Raw genomic sequence first — 19,508 nt, 5'->3', positions numbered from 1 at the left:
GCGCTCGCCCACTCCTCGGTCAGGCCACCGGCGTGCCCGAGGACTGGGTTCACAAGTCTTCCTGGAAAACCTTGAGAACCGTGGGGGAACGCCCGGCGAAGATCTCCGCGTCCTCGTGGAATGTCATCATGAGGCGATGGACGAGGGCATTCTCCTGGTGGACGACCACCCGGGATTCCGCCGCATGGCGCGGCGGCTCCTGGAGGCCGGCGGGCTCCGCGTGATAGGGGAGGCCGCCGACGGGCGGCAGGCCGTGGCCCTGGCCGCCGAACTGCGCCCCGAGGTCGTGGTCCTCGACGTCCTGCTGCCCGACATCGACGGGTTCGCCGTGGCCGCGATGCTCGCCGAGCTGCCCGACCCCCCGGCGGTCGTGCTGATCTCCAGCCACTCGCCCCTGGAGCTCGGGGCCGAGGCGGGCGCCCCGAACGTGCGCGGCTTCCTGCCCAAGGACGAGCTGACCGCCCAGCGCCTCGCCGAGCTGGCCGGGTTACGCCCGTGACCACGCCCCTCCCTTCCCCGGCCGCCGTCGCCCCGCCGCCCGCGGGAACGGAGGGCACCCGGCGCCGGCACGGCGCCCTGGTCCTGGCCGGGCTCGCCCTCACCGCCCTGGACGTCTGGTTCGCCACCCGCTGGGGCGCGGCCGAACCGCTCTTCTACGTCAAAGAGGTCACCCAGATCCTGGTGTGGCTGGCCGCGGGCTTCCTGGTCGAGCGGGTGCGCCCCGGCACGCCCATGGGCGTGCTGATGGCCCTGCTCGGCGTGCTGCTCGCGGCCGACGCGCCCGCCGCGTTCGCGCTGGAGGCCGGCGGCGCCGGGATGCGCGTCCTCGTCACCGTCGCGCTGCTGCTCACGGCGCTCCAGCTCCCGCTCGGCGCGCACGTCTTCCTCGCCTACCCCTCCGGCGTCATCCGCGACCGCATGGGACGGGTCGTCATGCGCGCCGGCTACGCCTTCGGCGGGCTCACCGCCCTGACGCTGCTCCTGGCCGGGCCCGCCGTGCCGGTGCGGGGCTGCCGCGACGTGTGCGCGCCCATGCCGCTGCTCGACGCGCCCGGCCTCGCCGAGGCCGCGGCCCGGGGCGTCTCGCTCGGGACCGCGGTGTTCGTGCTGGTCGGCGGTGGCGTCATCGTACGGCGCGCGGTCCGCGCCGGGACCAGGGAGCGGCGCCTGCTGGCCTTTCCCGCAACGGCGATGGTCGCCACCGCGCTGCTGTGGGCGGCGGTCGGCCTGCTGGCCGCCCGGGCGCCGGGCGACTGGTCCTCCGAGGGCGACTCCACCCTGGCGCTCGCCCAGTTCGCCGCGCTCGTCGCGGTGCCCGCCTCGTTCTTCCTCGGCCTGCTGCGCGAGCGGCTGGACGAGGCGCGGGTCTCCGACCTGGTCCGGGAGATCGCCGCCATGCCCGCGGAGCGGCTCGGGCCCGCGCTGGCGGAGGCGCTCGGCGACCCCCACCTGCGGGTCGCCTTCCCGGTGCCCGGCGGGTACGTCGACGCCTCCGGGGCGCCGCTGGAGGTGCCCGTGCAGCTGGACCCGCGCCGGTTCACCGTCGTCGGCGACCCCCGCGCCCCGGTCGCCGTGCTCGTCCACGACCCGAGCCTGCGCACCGAGCCCGCGCTGCTGGAGGCCGTCAGCGCCACCGCGCGCCTCGCCCTGGAGAACGCCCGGCTGCAGGCCGCGGTGCGGGCGCGGCTCGCCGAGGTCCGCGCCTCGCGCGCCCGCATCGTGGCCGCGGGCGACGAGGCGCGGCGCCGGCTCGAACGCGACCTGCACGACGGCGCCCAGCAGCGCATGCTCGCCGTCGGCCTCGCCCTCAACCTGCTGCGCCAGAGCCTGGGCGAGGCGACCGCCGAGACGCTGGAGCTGCTGCGCGAGGCCGAGGAGGAACTGCACGCGGCGACGCGCGAGCTGCGCGAGCTGGCACGCGGCATCCACCCCGCCGTGCTCACCATCCAGGGGCTGCGCGCCGCGCTGCGCCAGCTCGTCCTCCGCGCCGGGCCCTCGGTGAGCCTGCGGGCGGGGGAGCTGCCCCGCCTGCCCGAGGCGGTGGAGGCCACGGCCTACTTCGTCGCCGCCGAGGCGCTGACCAACGCGCTGCGGCACGCGGCGGCCCGCCGCGTGGAGGTCGCCGCCTCGGCCGCGGACGGCAGGCTGGTCGTCTCGGTGTCCGACGACGGGGCGGGCGGCGCGGCCCCCCGCCCCGGCTCCGGCCTCGCCGGGCTCGCCGACCGGGTCGCCGCCGTGGACGGCGTGTTCACCCTTCACAGCCCGCCAGGGGAAGGCACCGTGCTCACCGTGGAGCTCACCGTGGACCCGTCATGCGCCTGATCATCGCCGAGGACTCGCTGCTGGTCAGGGAGGGGCTGAACCGCCTGCTGGGCGGGCTCGGCCACCAGGTCGTCGCCACGGCGACCCGCGCCGAGCAGGTGCTCGGCCTGGTGGCCCGGCACGGCCCCGACGCGGTCGTGCTGGACATCCGCCTCCCCCCGACCTTCACCGACGAGGGGCTGCGCCTGGCCGCCGCGATCCGCCGCAGGCACCCGCGGGTGGCGGTGCTCATCCTGTCCCACTACCTGGAGAACTCCTACGCCGCCGCGCTGCTGGAGAACGGCGCCGCCCGGCTGGGATACCTGCTCAAGGAGCGCCTGCTCGACGCCGCCATGCTGGACGAGGTGCTGCGCCGCCTGCACGCCGGCGGCACCGCCGTGGACCCCGACGTCGTGGCCCACCTGCTCGCGCCGCGCCGGGAGCACGACGCCCTGGCCCGCCTCACCGGGCGCGAGCGCGACGTGCTGGCGCTCATGGCGCAGGGCCTGTCCGACCGGGGCATCGCCGACCGGCTCACCCTGTCGGTCACGACCGTCGGCACCCACACGCACAACGTGTTCCGCAAGCTCGGCATCGCCGACGCCCCGGCGAGCAACCGGCGCGTCAACGCCGTCCTGGCCTACCTCACCGGCCGCGTCGAGGCGTGAGGACCGGGACGTCGGGGGGAATCAGGCCGGCGAACTCCGGCGGGGTGAGGATGGGGACGCCGTACGCGCGCGCCGTGCCGGCCTTGCGCGAGAGAGTGTCGGGGTCGGCGGCCACCAGCACGCGCACCCGCCGGGTCACGCGCGGGTGCACGGTGTACCCGGCCCGCTCGGCGCGCGCCTCCCAGCCCTCCCGGCCGCCGGGCAGGTCCCCGGTGAACGCCACCAGGTCTCCCGGCCTCAGCCGCAGCTCCGGTCCCGCGGGCCGGGTGCGGGGACCGGCCGCGCCACGCCGCACCCACGGCAGGTCGGGGCCGGACGGCGCGGGCCAGACGGTGGCGGCGGCGGCCTCCAGCCGCTCCCGCCACCCGCCGGATAATCGGATGTAGTGGCGCAGCAGCCCCGCGGCGGCGCGGGCGTCGGCGAGCGCGTCGTGGTGGTCCTGCAGCGGCACGCCCGCCAGCGCGCAGCACCGGGCCAGCCCCCGCCCGCCGTACGGGAGGAACCGCGCGGCCTCGGCCATCGTGCAGACGCCGAGCTCGGTGCGCAGCGGCGCGCGGACGCCGAGCCGCTCGAACTCGCGGGCCAGGAAGCCGACCTCGAAGGGCAGGTTGTGCGCGGCCAGGACACGCCCGCGCAGCAGCCCGGCGAGCCGGCGGGCGACCTGCCCGAAGGCGGGGGCGAGGCGGACGTCGGCGGCGCGGACGCCGTGGACGTGCTGGGGCCCGAGGTCGCGGCCGGGGTTCACCAGCGTGCTCCACTCGCCGGTGACCTCGCCGGCCGGGCTCAGGTGGACGACGCCGATCTCTATCACGCGGTCGTGCCACGAGGACCGCAGGCCGGTCGTCTCCAGGTCGACCACCGCGTAACCGGGCGGGTCCGCCGCCTCGGAAGAGCTCGCGGGATCCGCGAGGTCGTGCGCCATCGGATCGCCTTTCGGTCGCCGCCTCATCCGATGATCTCACCCGGCGCGCGGCCGATGATCACGGAAACGGGGGACCGTGACCGGCTCGTCACCGGGCGCCGGGCGGGCCGTTCGCCGGTTCGATTCCGGGGGAAGGACGCGGGAAACGACGTGGGCCGGACGGCGGGGTGCCGCATCATTCCCACATCATGTCCCGGCGCGCCGGAAAGCGCGCGGGAATGGGAATCGGCGCGAAAAAAAGGCGGACGCGGCGGCGGTCCCGTGACCACCGCCGCGTCCGTGTCCGCGCCGGCCCCGCCGCGAAGGGGCTCAGCCCCAGGGCGTGTTGCCCCGCCACACCGTGTGCGGCGAACTCGCGTGAGCGTGGTCGGCGATCCGCACGACGTGCGACGCGGCGTGGGCCGAGGTCATGGCGCCGGCCGTCACGAACCCCCCGGTGGCGACGACGGCGATGACGATGAGCCGGGTGGTGAGTCTTCTCACGTGATCCCTCATTGCAGCGGTCCCCCTCGTCTGCGCGGCTTCGCGTCCTGCCGCTTCCCTGCTCGCATCGCCAAAGTATTCGCGGCCGCTATCCGACCCCTATCCGCGCGCTTCCGGGACGCTATGGCCGCGGTCACCGGGCGTCCGGCCCGCGCGCCGGACACGCGTTTCCGCCCCGGAGAAAGCGCGCCGCGTCTTTCGCCTCGCCGGCCGGGGGACGGCCGCGCCGGGGCCCGCGGCGCCGTTCGGGTTCCGCGACTTTACGTTAAATGGACCGTCGTCCCGTGCTCGCTTGAGCACGGATGTCGCCGTGCGGGAAGGTGGCGGGAGCGATCCGGCGCCTCCGGTCGCCCGTTTGGACGGGGCGGACGGGGTAGGGCGTATCTCGGACGGAACCGGAGGGCGTGAGGTGTCTCGACCCCGGCCTGCGACGGGGACCGCGCGAGCCGTCCCCACGGGACGCGGGCGCCCGGCCCCCGGATGGCAGGAAGTTGCCAGGCTCCTGCAACTTGCTGCCACCGATCCGCATGGTCCCGGGGCGGCGCTTCCCGCAGAGTGTTACACGGGAGTGCCGAGTGGCACCGCTTCGGGAAGGCGCGCGCACGTCGAGGACGGGCCAGGGCCGCGGGTGCTTCCGACTGCCGGGCTTCGCCCGGTCGTGTGTCCCGGCCTCGGCGGACTCCGGCTTTCCGGCCGTCGCGCGACAACCGCGGCATCCGAGATCGCGACCAAGGAGGTGCGAGATGACCCACCCGTTCGCGTCAGGCGAGGGGTCCGAGCAGCGGGCCGATCCCGCGCGAGAGGGGATCTTCACCGGACGCACCGGCAGGCCGGGGCCGCCCGGCCGACCAGCCCACGGCGGGACGTTCCCCGGCCGACCCACCACCAGAACCCGCGGTGCCGAGCGGACGGGGTAACGGTGGTGAGCAGAGGCTGGGACATGTATCTGCACACCCTCGACCAGTACCTCACCCGCTTCCCCGGGCGGTTCGCGCTCGTGGTCTACACGCCACCCGCGCGGCGCATCCGGGATGAGCCCCTCTGGAGCGTGCTGGAGCGCGGCCTCGGGCTCAACGGACCGGTGGTCAGGGGCGACCGGGTGCGCCTGGCGCCCGAGGGCCTCGACCCGATCGAAGGCGTCGCCGACTACGTGGCCCCCCACTTCCTCGGCGTGCGCACCGGCGACGGGCTCTACCGGTTCATCGAAGGCTCCAAGTCCACGGTCGTGATCGGCCACCACATCTTCTCCGACAGCGTCGACCCGGCGGACAACGAGCGCGTGTGGCTCGGCTGGCTCGTCGCCCTGTTCGAGCCGGACGACTCCCGATGACGGACGCCGCAGTCGCCGTACGGCGGGCGGAGGCGCGGCCATCGCCATAGAAGGTCACCGAGGAATGCGAGAGACAGACGCCGGACACACCGCCGATGACCGGCGCACCGACAGGGAAGCCACCGACGACGGGAAGGACGACGTGACGGACATGGAGACGCACGCGAGCGGCGCCGCCACCACGCCGCCCGGCGACGCCCTGGGCGCGCCGGACCCGGACGCGCCCGACGCCGGCCAGGAAGGGCGCGGGTCCGGGAGGTCGTTCCTCCTCGGGCTCGCCTGGTGGCCCTGACGCCACGGGCCGGGGCCGCCCCGGTGTGAGCCCCGCAGGCCCGTGCCACGACTCGGCGTCCGCGTGACGGGAGCCGGGTGATCCCGGCGTGCCGGTGCCCGTTGGTGCGGCGGAGCACCGGCACGCCGGCCGTGCCGCCGGAGTCCCGCCCGCCGGACTCCGGCCGTCTTACAAGCCGCGTTCTGGCCGTCCCCCCGGGCCGTCAGCGCCGCCCGTCCGTGCCGGCCGTCGGCACCGTCGGGCTACCCGGTGGGCATCGCCTCGCGCGCCTGGTCCGCCTCGCCGCGCGGCCTGACCGCGCGCCGCACCGCCAGGCCGAAGGCCGTCACCAGCAGCCCCGCGACGCCGGAGACCACGAACGGCCCGGCCGGCCGCCACGTGTCGTACAGCCACCCGCCCAGCGCCGAGATGACCATGATGCCCGCGGCGCCGCAGAGCGTGTGGACGCCGAACGCCGACCCGCGCACCGCGGCGGGCGCCTGCTGGGCCAGCAGCGGGCCCGCGGTGGTGATCACGGCGATCTCTCCCACGCCGACGAGCACCGCGACGGCCATCATGCCGCCGCCGAGCGGGTCCTCCACCAGCAGCGTCGACAGGTACGCCGCGGCGGCGAACGCCTGGGCGAGGACGACCAGGTCCTGACGGCGCATCCGGTCGCCGAGCCAGCCGAACAGCGGCGCGCACAGCAGCGCGACCGTCTGTGAGACGCCCACCACGGCCCCGGCCCTGGCCAGCGCCTCCGCGCTGGACATCCCGCGCGCGGAGGTGGCGTGGTCGGCGATCCACAGCGTCATGAAGCCGACGACGATGGCCAGGTCCGCCCGCGCGACGAACGACGCGGCGTACGACAGCGCCACGCCGGGGTCGCGGGCCAGCGCCACCCCCTCGCGCACCAGGCGCGGCAGCGGGACGCGCGCGGCGGTGTCGCTCACCCTGACGGGGGACAGTGTGAGCCACAGCAGCCCGGCGGTGGCCAGCACGCCCGCGGCGATGAGCAGGAACGCCAGCCGGGTGGCGGCGACCGGCGTGAGCCCGGCCGCCTCCAGCGCGCGCGGCAGCCGGACCAGCGCCAGCACGGCGAGCACCGCGCCGAGGCCGCCGAACACGCCGATCAGCCCGTAGGACTTGCCGCGCGAGCGGGTGCGCACGTAGTCGATGGCGATGGTGGAGAGCATGGTGTTCAGCGCCGCGACGCCGAGGCCGAAGACCACGCGCAGCGCGACCAGGACGGCCGTGTTCGCGGCGAAGGGGAACAGCGCCGCGCCGGCCGCGCACAGCAGCAGCCCGGCGACCACGACCAGCCTGCGCCCGAACCGGTCGGCGAGCGCGCCGTACCAGGCCAGGCTGAGCACCATCGCCAGCTCGGCGGCGAACCCGAGCAGGCCGACCGTGGTGCCCTGCGAGGACTCCGGCACGCCGAGGATCGTCGTCAGCACGTGCGGCTGCGCCGCGGGCAGGAAGGAGATCACGGCGGTGCCGGCCGTGGCCAGGGACAGCAGCGCCCACATGTTGCCCTTGGTGATGCCGTCGGCTAACTGCGCGCCCAGCACACGGCGTGGGGAGGCTGCGGCCATGAGAGGATCATGGCACCGGGACTGGGGTTTTTTCTACATATGCTCATATTCGTCGGTACTTGTTAAGATCGCCGGTGTGAAGCGGATCAGTGGGGGACTTCGATGAACCCGTCCTCGTTCGGCCCGGGTTTCGACCCCAACACTCCGAACGCGGCGCGCATGTACGACTACTTTCTGGGTGGTAAGGACAATTTGCCCGCCGACCGCGACGCGGCGGACAAGGTGCTCAAGTTCGTACCGGAAATCCCCATAGGTATCCGCGAAAATCGCGCCTTTCTCATCCGCGCGGTACGGTTCCTCGCCGAGCAGGGCATCCGGCAGTTCCTCGACATCGGCGCCGGGCTCCCCACCCAGCGCAACGTCCACCAGGTGGCCGCCGAGCACGCCCCCGGCTCCCGCACCGTCTACGTCGACAACGACCCGCAGGTGCTCGTGCACGCCCGCGCGCTGCTGCAGGACAGCCCGCAGGTGCTGGTCGTCGAGGGCGACCTGCGGCGCCCGGACGAGATCCTCGCCGACCCGGCGCTGCGCCGCCACCTGGACCTCGGCGAACCCGTCGCCGTGCTCCTGCTGGCGATCGTCCACTTCATCAGGGACTCCGAGGACCCGGCCGGCGTCATCGCCAAGATCCGCGGCGCGCTCCCGCCCGGCAGCTACATGGCCATCTCGCACGTGGCCGTGGACGAGCGCCCCCAGGCCGCCCCGGGCGTCGAGCGCGTCTACAGCGGCGCCTCCGCCCCGTTCGTGGCGCGGATGTCGCGCGAGATCGAGCCGTTCTTCGACGGGCTGGAACTGGTCGAGCCGGGCATCGTGAACCTGCACCAGTGGCGCTCCGACAGCCCCGTGGTCGCCCCCGAGCTGGACAGGATCGGCGCCTACTTCCTGTGCGGGGTCGGCCGGGTCGGATAGCGGGACCGGCGGGCGCGTGGCCCGCCGGTCGCCGGGTCACCGCCCGCCGAACGCCAGGCGGGCGACGCGGCCCTGCTCGCCGGACGCCCAGCAGCTCAGGTCCGGGGTGCACGCGACGGTGTCGAAGGACCCGCCGTCGAAGGCGCGCCACCGCGCCCCGGCGGAGAGCGTCACGTCGCTGCCGGCCGGCCCGACCGCGACGGCGGCGAACGGGGCCCAGGGGAGCCAGGTCACCCCCGAGCGGTAGGCCGCGGGAGGCTCGGCGGCCGGCCTCCAGGTGGCGCCGCCGTCCTCGGTCACCGCGGCGGCGCTCGGCGACGCCTGGCCGGCGCGGTAGTCCCCGCCCACCGCGATGCCGTGCCTCGGGTCGCGGAACGCCAGCGCGAACACGCCGCGCGCCGGGTCGCCCGCGGGGATCGGGGTGTCGGACACCTTCCAGGTGCGGCCCCGGTCGCGCGAGTGGAAGACGCGCGAGCGCGCCCCGCCGCCCGAGGCCAGCCACACGTCCCGGTCGCCGGCCGTCACCAGGCACTGGCCACTCGCGGCGAACCCGGCCTCGCCGGGAAGCGCCTCCGGCATGCCCGCGGACAGCACGCGCCAGCTCCGCCCGCCGTCGTCGGTGGACAGGACGCGGAACCTGCCGTCGACGGGGTCGCTCATGGCGAGGCCGTGCCTGCGGTCGAAGAAGGCCATGCAGTCGTAGAAGGCGCGCGGCTCGTCGTTGCGGAAGGTCTCGGCCCAGGTGCGCCCGCCGTCCTCGGTGCGGTAGACGCGGGACGCCTCGCCCTCGCCGATGGACAGCACCACGGCGGTGCGCGCGTCGAAGGCCTCGATGTCCCGGAACTCCAGGTCGGCGGTGCCGGGCGGGCCGGACGCCGTCCAGTGCCCGCCGCCGTCGCCGGTGCGCAGCACGGTGCCGAGCGAGCCGGACGCCCACGCGACCCGCCCGTTCACGGGCGACAGCCCGCGCAGGCGCGCGGTGCTGCCGGTCGGGGTGAGCCGCCAGGTGAGGCGGCGCGCGAACTCGTCCACGCCGGGCGCGCCGGCGGGAGCGGCGTCCGAGGCGGACGGGAGGCCGGGGGCGGGGCCGGAGTCCAGGGCGGAGGGAAGGTCGCGGGCGGGGCCGGAGGGTTCCGTCTCGGCGTGCGCCGGGGCCGTGGCCGCCAGGATCGCGACGGCCGCCGCGAGGCCGAGGCCGGTTCGCCACTTTTTGGGGGGCATGGGGGGAACGTAGCGAACGGGATCGGATCCGTCCACGGTCCCGCCGCGGACGCGGACGTCGGCGCGCCCGCGGCGGGACCACTGGGTCCGGACGCGTGCCCGGCCCCGCCGTGGCGGCGGCGGCGCCGGGCGTCCGGCCCTCCGGGATGGTCAGCCGACCTGAAGGTCCACGCAGTTGTAGAAGGCGTTCGCGGTGTCGTAGACGTTCCAGACCGCCAGCACCTTGGTCCGGCCGGTGACGTTGCCGAGGTTCACCGTGTGGGACACGGTGGAGCCGGGCTGCCTGCCGGCGTCGTTGATCGACGCGACGCGGGTGCCGCCGACGTAGTAGTCCCAGGTGCTGGTCCGGTGCCGGGCGGTGAGCGTCCAGGTGAAGGTGACCGTCCTGCCCACGCGGGCGGCGGGCCACGCCTTGCTCTCGTCGCTGAGCTGGGCGAACCTGCCGACGTTGCCGTGGCAGTTGCGCAGGCCCTTCGGGCCCTCGACGCTCTGCGGCTCCCAGACGATGTCGCCGCAGTTGGAGACGGCGCCGCGGGCGCAGTTGGCCTGCCGGCTCGGCGGCGAGGAGATATAGCCGTGGGCGTTGGCGGGGGAGGCCACGAACACCGTGGCACCGATGGCCATCACGGCGGCGGCGGACAGCGTGATCATTCTTCGCATGTGATGCTCCTTCTGTGCTGGGGGTGCTCCTATTTTGTAGGAAACTTTCCTAACGGTAAATGCATTGATGACAGAATTTTTACCCGTGTGTCAGGAACCCCAGGACAGGGCCGTACAGCCCGTGAAATGGAACGATCCGCCGATCTCAGGTGAGAGCTTTGACGATCAGATCGGCCACCACGTCAGGGTCGATGTGGTGGCCTGTCAGCGTGCACAGGCTCTCCTGGTAAAGCAGCACGGCGGCGAAGGTGGCAGCGGCGGCCTCCAGGCGCGCCGCGTCGCCGCGCCCGCCGGGCAGGGTCAGCTCCAGGACGAAGCTCGCGCGGCGGATGATCTCGGCGTTCAGGTTGCGCAGCCGTTCGCGCACCGAGCCGTGGGTGTCGGCCTCGCGGAACAGGATGCGGCGCATCGCCGGGGACGCGCGCAGCGGCACGCGGCGGGCCAGGCGGGCGAGCGCGCCCGCCGGGTCGCCGGGGACCTCCTCGACGGGCTCGTCGCCCATGTCGTCGACGCGCGTGCGCTCCCCGACGAGCGTGACGAGCACGTCGATCTTGCGGGGGAAGTAGTGGAAGACGAGCCCCTTGGGCACCTCGGCCCGTCTGGCGATCTGGGCGGTGGCGGTGGCGTCGTAGCCGCCGCCGGCGAACAGCTCCTCCGCGGCGTCCAGGATGCGGGTGCGGGCGTCCGGCCATGCCTCGCCGGCCCCGGACCGCCGCCGGGCGGCCCGGGACCACGGATCGATCACGCGTGCGTCGGCGCCCGGGTGCCGGTGCGGGTCTGAAGGGCCGTCCACAGCCCGACGATAACCGTCACGCCCCCGGCGATCCACGCCGTCCACGCGGCGGCGCCGTCGCCGTCGAAGCCGAACGCGAAGGGGGACAGGAACAGCAGCGCCCCGAACGCCGCCGTCACCCAGGAGCTGGCGCCGCCCGCGCCGAGCAGCGACCAGAGCGCGGAGATGAGCAGAAGGCCGCCGACCAGCAGCAGCGGCTGGGCGGCCGCGCGGGTGCCGTCCGCCCACAGGAACGGCGCGAGGACCGCCGCCGCGCCCGCGAGGAACGCGACGACGTCGGCCCAGGATTTGGAGAGGTCCATCCGTGCCTCCGGCGAAGAGATAGGTGTCGTGCCTTCGACCGTCACCCTGATTGACCGACCGGTCAATGTTCGCGAACGTTACGAACTGCTCACTGTGCGGGGTGGATCCTTGGCGGTGCCGGGGCCGCCCGGCGAGAGCGAAATCCGCCGGAAGCCAAGGCGCCCGCCGCACCGGGTCACGGCCGGTACGGCGGGCGCCGCTCGAAGGCCCCGCCGGCCCGGGGTGGTCCGGGCCGGCGGGGCGGGGGAAGGCTCCCGGCCGGGGTTACCAGGAGCCGTGGCGGGTCCTGAGAAGCTGGCCGCGGACGGCGCCGCCGTCGAACACGGTCGTGTGCAGGTTGGCGTACCAGTTCTTCGGGTTCCTCCTGATGCCATCGGCGATCTCGGCCTTGACGGGCGCGGCGCCGGCGATGCCGTAGACGGACGCGGGCAGCCCGTCGGCGTCGGCGAACAGGTCGGCCACCACCTCGCCGTTGCGGCCCTTCTTGCCGCGGTGAACATGGCCGTTGGTCACCGGGTCGACGCGGTCCCAGACCGTGGCGTAGTAGATCTTCGACCCGCGGAGGCCGAACAACCACTCGGCGCGCCCGTCGCGGTCGCCGGTCCTCTTCGGGGGAGCGGGCACCTCCTGCCTGCCGTCGGCGCGGACGCCGAAGGAGGCGCGCGTGCCGTCGGCCAGCAGCGCGGCCAGGTCGGCGCCGCGGGGCAGCCGGTGGAGCTGGGCGCGCACGGCGCCGCCGGGGAACTCTCCGGTGTGCAGGTTGAGGTACCAGTTGCCCGGGTTCTTCGTGATCCTGGCGAGCAGGCCGCGGTCGCCGACCGTGAGCCGTCCCGCCACGGCGCTCGCACTGCCGGGCAGCGCCTCGGCGAAGAAGCCGATCTTCACGTCGCCGTTGGTCCCGGCCTTGCCCTGATGGATGTGGAACGCCGTCGGGACCTCGATGCCCTTCCACCGCACGGCGTAGGAGACCCGGTCGCCGCTGATGCGCACGACGGCGTAGGCGCCGCCGTCCTTGTCGCCCACGGCCGGGCCGCCCCTGACGGGCACCTCCTCCCGGCCGCTGAGCCGCGCGGCGAAATACACGGGGGTGGTCCCGGCCGACGTGGACGTCTGCGCGGCGCCATCGGCGGAGGCCGGTGCGGCGCCGTGACCGGCGTGCGAGGCCCCGTGCGAGGGACCGTGGGAGGGGTCGTGCGCGGCGGCGTTCGCGGCCGGCGCGAGGGCGGTGGCGAGGAGAGCCGCGGCGGCGAGACCGGTGAAGGGAAGGGTGAGGGTGCGCTTGGCCATGATGAACCTCTTGTTTTCCGCGTCGAAGGTGCTGTCCGGTGTATCCGGCCTTAGTACGGGGCCGGGTGTGAAAGAGGTTCAATTCGCGGACCGGTAAAACTCCACAGAACACGGCCTGGAACCCACGCGGCGGGAACGGTTAAGCTGCCAGGTCAGACATTTACCGTGAGAAGTGTCGCCCCGGTGGAGGCGGTCACTTCGAAACGGTCGATCCGGTCGGGCGGCACCGCGCTCCCGCCATGCACATAAAGCGGTTCCGGCGAGCCCGGAATTCCGTATCCCTTTTCCGGGACCGCCCACCCGGTGACGACGCGCCTTTCGCCTTTCCCGGTGACGGCGACCAGCGTGCATTCCAAGGGGCCCTTCAGGCCGCGCAGTTCCAGGGCCACGTGCGTGCCCCAGTCCTTGCCCTCCAGCACCAGGCCGCCCGACACGCCGGGGACGCCGCCGGGCCGTCCCGGGATGGGGACGCCCGCCTTGTAGTACGCCTCGGCGGGACCGTGCGGGGAGTGGCCGGGCCCGAAGGACGGCCCGCCGGCGACGGTCGCGCCGGCCGCGACCCCGCCGAGGACCAGCGCCGCCGCGGCGGCCAGGCCCCCGGCGTACCGGGTGAGCCCGGCGCGCCGGCCCGCGGCCCGGTCGCGCCGCACGAGCCGGAGCAGCCGCTCGGGGGCGTGGTCGTCGCCGTCGTCCTCCAGGGGAGGGACGCCGGCGAGCGCGCCCGCCGGTCCGGACAGCTCGGCCAGCTCGGCCCGGCACGCGGCGCAGCCCGTCAGGTGCGCGGCGAAGGCCAGGCGGTCCGGCTCCTCCAGCAGGCCCAGGGCGTAGGCCCCCACGTCGGTGTGTTCGGCGGTCACGCGGTCACGCCCCTTTCCTCCAGGGCCACGCGCAGCGCGCGCAGGGCGTAGTACACCCGGGACTTCACCGTCCCGAGCGGGATGCCCAGCACCGACGCGGCCTCGTTCACCGACCGGTCCCGCAGGATCGTCTCGTTCAGGATCTCGCGGTGCGCGCGGGACAGGGACCGCAGCGCGTCCTCCACCACCACCTGGCGCAGCAGGTCGTCGGTGAGGTCGGGGACGAGGGCGTGCCCGAGCGGCACGTCACCCGCCTCCTGGGGCCGGGCGTCCCGGCGGCGCACGTCGTCGATGACGACGCGCCGCGCCACCGTGGCCAGCCACGGCATCAGGGAGGCGGCCTCCGGCCGCAGCTCGCCGGCGCTGCGCCAGGCCCGGATCATGGTCTCCTGGACGACGTCCTCGGCCCACTGGAGGTCTCCTCCGGTGAGCCGGGCCGCGAAGGCCAGCAACGGCCGGTGGTACTCGCGGTACAGCTCGGAGACGATCAGCTCGTCGTCGGGTTCCTTCGGCGGGCGGGGACGGCGGAACAGGCTCCGCCGTCCCCGTGGGCCGTGGAAGGCGTCCGTCATGGACTCTGCTCCCGGGGTCGGCCGTCGGGGGACCGTGCCACCAGGCATCATCCCGCGCGCCGACGGGCCGCGCGAGCCCGGTCCGTCCGACGGCCCCCGGGCGTCGGCTGTTTCATGAGCTTCAAGTACCGAAATTTCGCGCTTTGGGGCCTAGTTTCGCTACCGTTGACCTTCGAGGGCCAGGCTCCGGCGGAAAGCCCGCGCGACACCGTCGCGCGTGGCCGCCGCCGCGCGAACGCGGGCACGCGCGCCGGGTCCTCGACGGCACGGGCCGGTTCAGGGAAGCCGGCCGAAGGCACGGCACGTGAGACCCCGGCAAGGCGGGGAGGCAGGCAGGTCGCGCGGAAGGGGAGCAAGGAGGGAACCGCCAGGGCCCGGATGCGCCCGCCGGCGGATTGCATGGTCCAGGAAGTTCGGTGATCCAGGAGTGCCGCCATGACCCGCGAGTCCCGAGAGGAGCACGGCGATCTCGCCGACCTGCTGCTCGTCGGCCCTTTCCACCAGGCGCTACGCGTCGCGATCCAGGAGCGTTCGCTCACGCTGGAGCGCCTGCGCCGGAGGATCGTCCAGGCCGGTGTGCCCGTCGCGCTGTCGACGCTGAGCGACTGGCAGCAGGGCAACCGCCGTCCCGGCACCGAGAGGTCGATGCGGGTGGTCGCGGTGCTGGAGCAGATACTCGGGCTCCCCCCCTCCTCGCTGCGCGACCTGCTCGACCACGAGTCGGTCGTCCACGACGAGCGCGGCGGCGCCATCGGCGAGCTGCTCGACCGGCTGCCCGGTTCGCGCGACCGGGACGCGACCATCCTCAGCCAGCAGCAGAAGGTGACCGTCAACAAGTACGGCGCCGCCAGCAAGGTGTGGAACCGGACGCTCATCCGGGCCCGCCGCGACGGCGTCGACCGCTACTTCCTGCGGTTCTTCGGCGGCCCCGGCAGCGTCATCGAGAACGTGCAGCTCAACCCCATCGACAACTGCACGCTCGCCCGGGTCGAACGGCACCCCACCCAGCCGGTGCTGGTCGCCGAGTACCTGTTCGGCAGCAAGCTGCAGGCGGGCGAGACCTGGGTCTTCGAGCACCAGTACGAGGACCACGCCGACCAGCCGGACACCGAGTACGGCCACGGCTTCCGCTACATGGTGTCGCAGTACCTGCTGGAGGTGCGCTTCCACCCCGAGCGCCTGCCGGCCGCCTGCTACTCCTACGCGCGGCGCGGGCTGCTCGGCCCGCCGCACCGCACCGGCGTGCTCACGCTGAACCCCCACCACGCCGTCCACCTGGTCGCCTCGAACGTCGCCGCCGGCGTGCTCGGCATCACCTGGGACTGGGAGACCCCCGCGAGCTGACCCCCGGCCGGCGTTCGACACTCCCGAGTGTCAGATCATCTGACACCCTCTGATCGTTTCCGTGGGGAATTGTCTAGGGTGGGCGCCGGGGCGCGCGGACGGGGGTCCGCGCCCGGATCACGGCGGGACGTCGTGCCGCCGTGCGGAACGGGGGAGAGGCCGATGCCTCGGCGCGAGCGTCCGCTGGACGCGGGGGACAGTGAGCTGCTGCGATTCGCGGCGGACCTGCGATTGTTACGGAAGAAGGCGGGCGATCCGACCTACCGGCAGCTCGCCCGCCGCGCGCACTACTCGGCGGCCACCTTGTCGGAGGCCGCCTCGGGGCGGCGGCTGCCCACGCTGGCGGTCACGCTGGCCTACGTGGGCGCCTGCGGCGGCGACGCCGGCGAGTGGGAGGAACGCTGGCGCGAGCTCAGCGCGGGCACGCCGCCGGGCGGCGCGGCCGAGGCGACGGGCGAGGGGGAGGCGCACTCGCCGTACGTGGGCCTGGCCGCCTTGCAGGCCGAGGACGCGCCGAGGTTCTTCGGGCGCGACCGCCTGGTGGACGAACTGCTGGCGCGCTCGGCCGACCAGCGCGTCGTCGTGCTGGTCGGCGCCTCGGGGGCGGGCAAGTCGTCGCTGCTGCGCGCGGGCCTGCTGGCCCGGGTGCGCGCCGCCGGGGGGCCGTGCGCGCCGCTGCTGTTCACGCCGGGCGCCCGGCCGCTGGAGGAGTGCGCGATCCAGCTCGCGTCCCTGACCGGCGCCACCCCGGGCGCGCTGCACGAGGAGCTGTCCGGGGGCGACCCGCGCGCGCTGCACCGCCTGGTGCGCCAGGCCCTGGTCACGCGGCCTCCCGAGGCCGAGGTCCTGTTCGTCGTGGACCAGTTCGAGGAGGTCTTCACCCTCTGCCGGGACGAGCGGGAACGCGCCCTGTTCGTCGACCTGCTCGTCACCGCGGCCCGCGCCGAGGGCACCCGCTGCCGCGTGGTGGCGGGCGTGCGCGCCGACTTCTACGCCCACTGCACCACGCACCCGCGCCTGCTGGAGGTGCTCTGCGAGGCGCAGGTCGCCATCGGCCCCATGACCGCCGACGAGCTGCGCGACGCCGTCGTCCGGCCCGCAGCGCACGCCGGGCTCATGGTCGAGGGCGCGCTCGTGTCCCGCGTCGTCGGGGACGCCGCCGGGCAGCCGGGCGCGCTGCCGCTGGTCTCCCACGCGCTGCTGGAGACCTGGCGCAGGCGGCGCGGCTCCACCCTCACCCTGGCCGGGTACGAGGCGGCGGGCGGGCTGGACGGCGCGGTCGCCAAGACCGCCGAGCGCGCCTACACCCAGCTCGGCCGCGAGGGCAGGCGGCTGGCCAGGCGGCTGTTCCTGCGGCTCACCGCGCTCGGCGAGGGCACGCAGGACACCAAGCGCCGCGTGCGCCGCGACACCCTGGACGACGACCCGGGCACCGCGGAGGTCCTGGAGCACCTCACCCGGGCGCGGCTGCTCACCGTGGACCAGGACAGCGTCGAGATCGGGCACGAGGCGCTCATCCACTCCTGGCCGCGCCTGCGCGACTGGCTCGCCGACGACCGGGAGGGCCTGCGCACCCACCACCTGCTCGCCGAGGCCACCGAGGCGTGGGAGTCGCTCGGGCACGACCCCGGCGCCCTGTACCGGGGCGTGCGGCTGGACGTCGCCCGGGAGTGGTCGGACCGGGACGGCGGCGCGCTGAGCGTCAGGGAACGCGACTTCCTGCGGGCGAGCCTCGCCGCGCGGGAGCGCGAGGAGGCGGCGGTCCGCCGGGGCACCCGCGTGCTGAGGCGACTCGTCGCGCTGCTGAGCGCCCTGCTGGTCGTCGCGGCCACCGCGACCGCCTACGCCCTGAACGCGCAGGAGGCCGTGACCGAGCAGCGCGACGTCGCGCTGTCGCAGCGGGTCGCCGACCAGGCCGTGGCGCTGCGCCCGGTGAACCCTCCGCTGGCCGCGCAGCTCAGCCTGGCCGCGTACCGCCTGGAGCCGACCGCGGAGGCGCGCGGCGGCCTGCTCGGCGCGTTCACGGTCCCGTTCACCACCCGTCTGGACCACGAGATCGACACCGTGGCCTTCACCCCGGACGGACGGGTCGTCGCCACGGGCGGCGACGACCGCGTGGTGCGGCTGTGGGACCTCGCCGTCCGGCACCGCCCGGCGCTCACCGCCGCCCTGCCCGGCCAGAGCGACGGCGTGGCGGCCCTGCGCTTCCGCGGCGACGGGCGCGTGCTGGCCGGCGTCGCCCACGACGGCACCCTGTGCCTGTGGGACGTCTCCGACCGCCGCGCGCCGCGCCGCCTGGCCACCGCCGGCACCGGCCGCGCCCCGCTGTCCGGGCTGGCCTTCCACCCGTCGGGCCGCCTGCTGGCCACGGGAGGCGACGACGGCGTGGTGCGATTATGGGACGTCGCCGACCCGCGCGCCCCGCGCCGCCTGTCCGCCGTCCCCGCCGGCCCGCTGCCCGTCGGCGCGGTCGCGTTCGACCCGGCCGGGAAGGTGCTGGTCACCGCGGGCGGCGTGGCGGGCCTGTGGGACGTGGCCGACCCGCGCCGTCCCCGCCGCCTGGCCCGCCTGCCGCACGGCGAGGGCGGCGTCACCTCGGTGGCCTTCGGCCCCGGCGGGCGCCTGGTCGCGACCGCGGGCCGGGACCACCTCGCCCGGCTGTGGGACGTGCGCGACCCGCGCCACCCCCGGCCCGCCGGCCGCCTGGCCGGGCACACCGGGCCGCTGCAGGCGGTGACCTTCGCCCCGGACGGCCGCACCCTCGCCACCGCGGGCCGGGACCACACCACCCGCGTGTGGAACGTCTCCGACCCCGGCCTGCCGCTCCCGGTCGCCACGCTCGGCGCGCACGCCGACACCGTGCGGTCGCTGGCCTTCAGCCCCGACGGCCGCACCCTCGCCTCGGCGAGCTCCGACCACACCGCCCTGCTCACCGCCCTGCCCGGCCCGGTCATGGGCACGGGCGCCGCCGCGGTCTCGGCGGGCGCGTTCTCCCCGGACGGCGGGACCGCCGCCGTCGGGGCCGAGGACTCCACCGCCGCGCTCTGGGACGTCTCCGACCCCGCGCACCCCGTGCCGGGCCGGGTGCTGACCGGCCACACCGGCCAGGTCAGGGCGGTGGCCTTCCACCCCGGCGGCGCCTACCTCGCCACCGGGAGCACCGACGGCACCGTGCGCCTGTGGCCGGTGGACGGCCACGCGCCCCCGGCCGTTCTGGGCGCCCACGCCGGCGGCGTCCGCGCGGTGGCGTTCGACGAGCGCGGCGGCCTGCTGGCCTCGGCGGGGCCCGGCGACGCCGTGGTCCGGCTGTGGGACGTGGCCGACCCTGCCAGGCCGGGACCGGCGGGGGCGCTCCCCGCCCAGGCCGGAGGCACGCCCGCGCTGGCCTTCCGCCCCGGCGGGCGCGTGCTCGCCACCGCGCTCGCCGCGGGCGCCGTCCTGTGGGACGTGGCCGACCCGCGCCGTCCCCGGCGGCTGTCGTCCGTCGCGGGGCACGCCGGCGCCGTCCAGGCCGTGGCGTTCTCCGCGGACGGGCGCAGGCTGGCCACCGCCGGCCTGGACAGGACCGTGCGGCTGTGGGACGTGGCCGACCCTGGCCGCCCCCGCCCGCTGGCCGTCCTCACCGGGCACACCGGCGCCGTGACCTCCGCCGCGTTCGCGCCCGGCGGCCGCACCCTCGCCACCGCGAGCTTGGACAGGACCGTGCGGCTGTGGGACGTGGCGGGCCCGCGCGCCGCGGGTCCCGCCGTGGTGCTCACCGGGCACACCGACCGCGTGTACGCGGTGGCCTACAGCCGCGACGGGCGCGCGCTGCTCAGCGCCGGCGAGGACCGCACGGCGCGGCTGTGGCCCACGGCGACCGGCGCGGTCGCGGTCCGGGTGTGCGAGCTGGCCCGCCCGCGCATCACCCGCGCCGAGTGGGACCGGTACCTTCCCGGCCTGCCCTACCGGCCGCCCTGCCCCTGAGACGCCGCGCGCCCCGGCACCCCGCG

The 19,508-nt window shown here is 75.4% G+C and carries 18 protein-coding genes; 8 read left to right on the top strand and 10 right to left on the bottom strand.

The window, feature by feature from the left end:
* Nucleotides 1-136 precede the first annotated feature (136 nt).
* The 3 genes from BJ982_RS28530 to BJ982_RS28520 are packed head-to-tail and all read left to right on the top strand — an operon-like array spanning nucleotide 137 to nucleotide 2,969.
* On the top strand, nucleotides 137-499 hold the full coding sequence (locus tag BJ982_RS28530) for a response regulator (RefSeq protein WP_184885102.1): 363 nt from the start codon (nucleotides 137-139) through the stop codon (nucleotides 497-499).
* Nucleotides 496-2,322, top strand: coding sequence for a sensor histidine kinase (locus BJ982_RS40635; protein ID WP_184885100.1), 1,827 nt, complete (start codon nucleotides 496-498; stop codon nucleotides 2,320-2,322). The genes BJ982_RS28530 and BJ982_RS40635 overlap by 4 nt, the downstream gene beginning before the upstream one ends.
* Nucleotides 2,313-2,969 carry a response regulator gene (locus BJ982_RS28520; RefSeq protein ID WP_184885098.1) on the top strand — a complete coding sequence of 219 codons (657 nt, stop codon included), beginning with the start codon at nucleotides 2,313-2,315 and terminating at the stop codon, nucleotides 2,967-2,969. Before BJ982_RS40635 ends, BJ982_RS28520 begins: the two co-directional genes overlap by 10 nt.
* Here the strand turns inward: BJ982_RS28520 and BJ982_RS28515 are convergent.
* A complete protein-coding gene (locus BJ982_RS28515) occupies nucleotides 2,947-3,891 on the bottom strand; it encodes an exonuclease domain-containing protein (RefSeq protein ID WP_184885096.1) in 945 nt (314 codons plus the stop codon). The genes BJ982_RS28520 and BJ982_RS28515 overlap by 23 nt on opposite strands.
* 309 nt (nucleotides 3,892-4,200) lie before the next feature.
* Entirely contained in the window at nucleotides 4,201-4,374 is a 174-nt protein-coding gene (locus BJ982_RS28510; protein WP_184885094.1) for a hypothetical protein, read from the bottom strand.
* Nucleotides 4,375-5,296: 922 nt separating this feature from the next.
* On the opposite strand from BJ982_RS28510, the gene BJ982_RS28505 reads away from it, so the two are divergent.
* Together BJ982_RS28505 and BJ982_RS28500 are read left to right on the top strand one after the other, a co-directional pair.
* Nucleotides 5,297-5,704 (top strand): hypothetical protein, encoded by a 408-nt coding sequence (locus BJ982_RS28505; RefSeq protein ID WP_184885092.1) that lies wholly within the window; start codon nucleotides 5,297-5,299, stop codon nucleotides 5,702-5,704.
* Between the two features lie 64 nt (nucleotides 5,705-5,768).
* Nucleotides 5,769-5,996: a hypothetical protein gene (locus BJ982_RS28500; protein ID WP_184885090.1), complete on the top strand. Its 228-nt coding sequence runs from the start codon at nucleotides 5,769-5,771 to the stop codon at nucleotides 5,994-5,996.
* Between the two features lie 242 nt (nucleotides 5,997-6,238).
* Here BJ982_RS28500 and BJ982_RS28495 read toward each other — a convergent pair whose 3' ends face one another.
* Complete coding sequence (locus tag BJ982_RS28495; RefSeq protein ID WP_184885088.1) at nucleotides 6,239-7,570, bottom strand: MFS transporter; 1,332 nt, start codon at nucleotides 7,568-7,570, stop codon at nucleotides 6,239-6,241.
* A gap of 102 nt (nucleotides 7,571-7,672) precedes the next feature.
* Between BJ982_RS28495 and BJ982_RS28490 the strand changes: the two genes are divergently transcribed.
* Nucleotides 7,673-8,479 (top strand): SAM-dependent methyltransferase, encoded by an 807-nt coding sequence (locus BJ982_RS28490; RefSeq protein ID WP_184885086.1) that lies wholly within the window; start codon nucleotides 7,673-7,675, stop codon nucleotides 8,477-8,479.
* Between the two features lie 36 nt (nucleotides 8,480-8,515).
* On the opposite strand, the gene BJ982_RS28485 is transcribed toward BJ982_RS28490, so the two are convergent.
* From BJ982_RS28485 to BJ982_RS28455, 7 genes are all read right to left on the bottom strand, one after another.
* Nucleotides 8,516-9,700, bottom strand: a complete 1,185-nt coding sequence (locus BJ982_RS28485) for a beta propeller repeat protein (protein WP_239123007.1) — start codon at nucleotides 9,698-9,700, stop codon at nucleotides 8,516-8,518.
* Between the two features lie 150 nt (nucleotides 9,701-9,850).
* The gene (locus BJ982_RS28480; RefSeq protein ID WP_184885083.1) at nucleotides 9,851-10,360 is read right to left on the bottom strand and encodes a lytic polysaccharide monooxygenase auxiliary activity family 9 protein; all 510 of its coding nucleotides are present in this window, start codon (nucleotides 10,358-10,360) and stop codon (nucleotides 9,851-9,853) included.
* A gap of 145 nt (nucleotides 10,361-10,505) precedes the next feature.
* The gene (locus BJ982_RS28475) at nucleotides 10,506-11,153 is read right to left on the bottom strand and encodes a TetR/AcrR family transcriptional regulator (protein WP_239123008.1); all 648 of its coding nucleotides are present in this window, start codon (nucleotides 11,151-11,153) and stop codon (nucleotides 10,506-10,508) included.
* Nucleotides 11,102-11,455, bottom strand: a complete 354-nt coding sequence (locus tag BJ982_RS28470; protein WP_184885081.1) for an SPW repeat protein — start codon at nucleotides 11,453-11,455, stop codon at nucleotides 11,102-11,104. The genes BJ982_RS28475 and BJ982_RS28470 overlap by 52 nt, the downstream gene beginning before the upstream one ends.
* A gap of 265 nt (nucleotides 11,456-11,720) precedes the next feature.
* Nucleotides 11,721-12,743 (bottom strand): CHRD domain-containing protein, encoded by a 1,023-nt coding sequence (locus BJ982_RS28465; RefSeq protein WP_184885079.1) that lies wholly within the window; start codon nucleotides 12,741-12,743, stop codon nucleotides 11,721-11,723.
* A gap of 152 nt (nucleotides 12,744-12,895) precedes the next feature.
* Nucleotides 12,896-13,600, bottom strand: coding sequence for an anti-sigma factor family protein (locus BJ982_RS28460; RefSeq protein WP_184885077.1), 705 nt, complete (start codon nucleotides 13,598-13,600; stop codon nucleotides 12,896-12,898).
* Complete coding sequence (locus BJ982_RS28455) at nucleotides 13,597-14,172, bottom strand: sigma-70 family RNA polymerase sigma factor (protein WP_184885075.1); 576 nt, start codon at nucleotides 14,170-14,172, stop codon at nucleotides 13,597-13,599. The genes BJ982_RS28460 and BJ982_RS28455 overlap by 4 nt, the downstream gene beginning before the upstream one ends.
* A 435-nt stretch (nucleotides 14,173-14,607) precedes the next feature.
* On the opposite strand from BJ982_RS28455, the gene BJ982_RS28450 reads away from it, so the two are divergent.
* Entirely contained in the window at nucleotides 14,608-15,516 is a 909-nt protein-coding gene (locus BJ982_RS28450) for a hypothetical protein (protein ID WP_184885073.1), read from the top strand.
* A 162-nt stretch (nucleotides 15,517-15,678) separates the two neighbouring features.
* The gene (locus tag BJ982_RS28445) at nucleotides 15,679-19,482 is read left to right on the top strand and encodes an nSTAND1 domain-containing NTPase (RefSeq protein WP_184885071.1); all 3,804 of its coding nucleotides are present in this window, start codon (nucleotides 15,679-15,681) and stop codon (nucleotides 19,480-19,482) included.
* Nucleotides 19,483-19,508 lie beyond the last annotated feature (26 nt).

It is taken from the genome of Sphaerisporangium siamense (genome assembly GCF_014205275.1).
Taxonomy (GTDB): Bacteria; Actinomycetota; Actinomycetes; order Streptosporangiales; family Streptosporangiaceae; genus Sphaerisporangium; species Sphaerisporangium siamense.
This window is presented reverse-complemented; position numbering and strand designations above follow the sequence as displayed.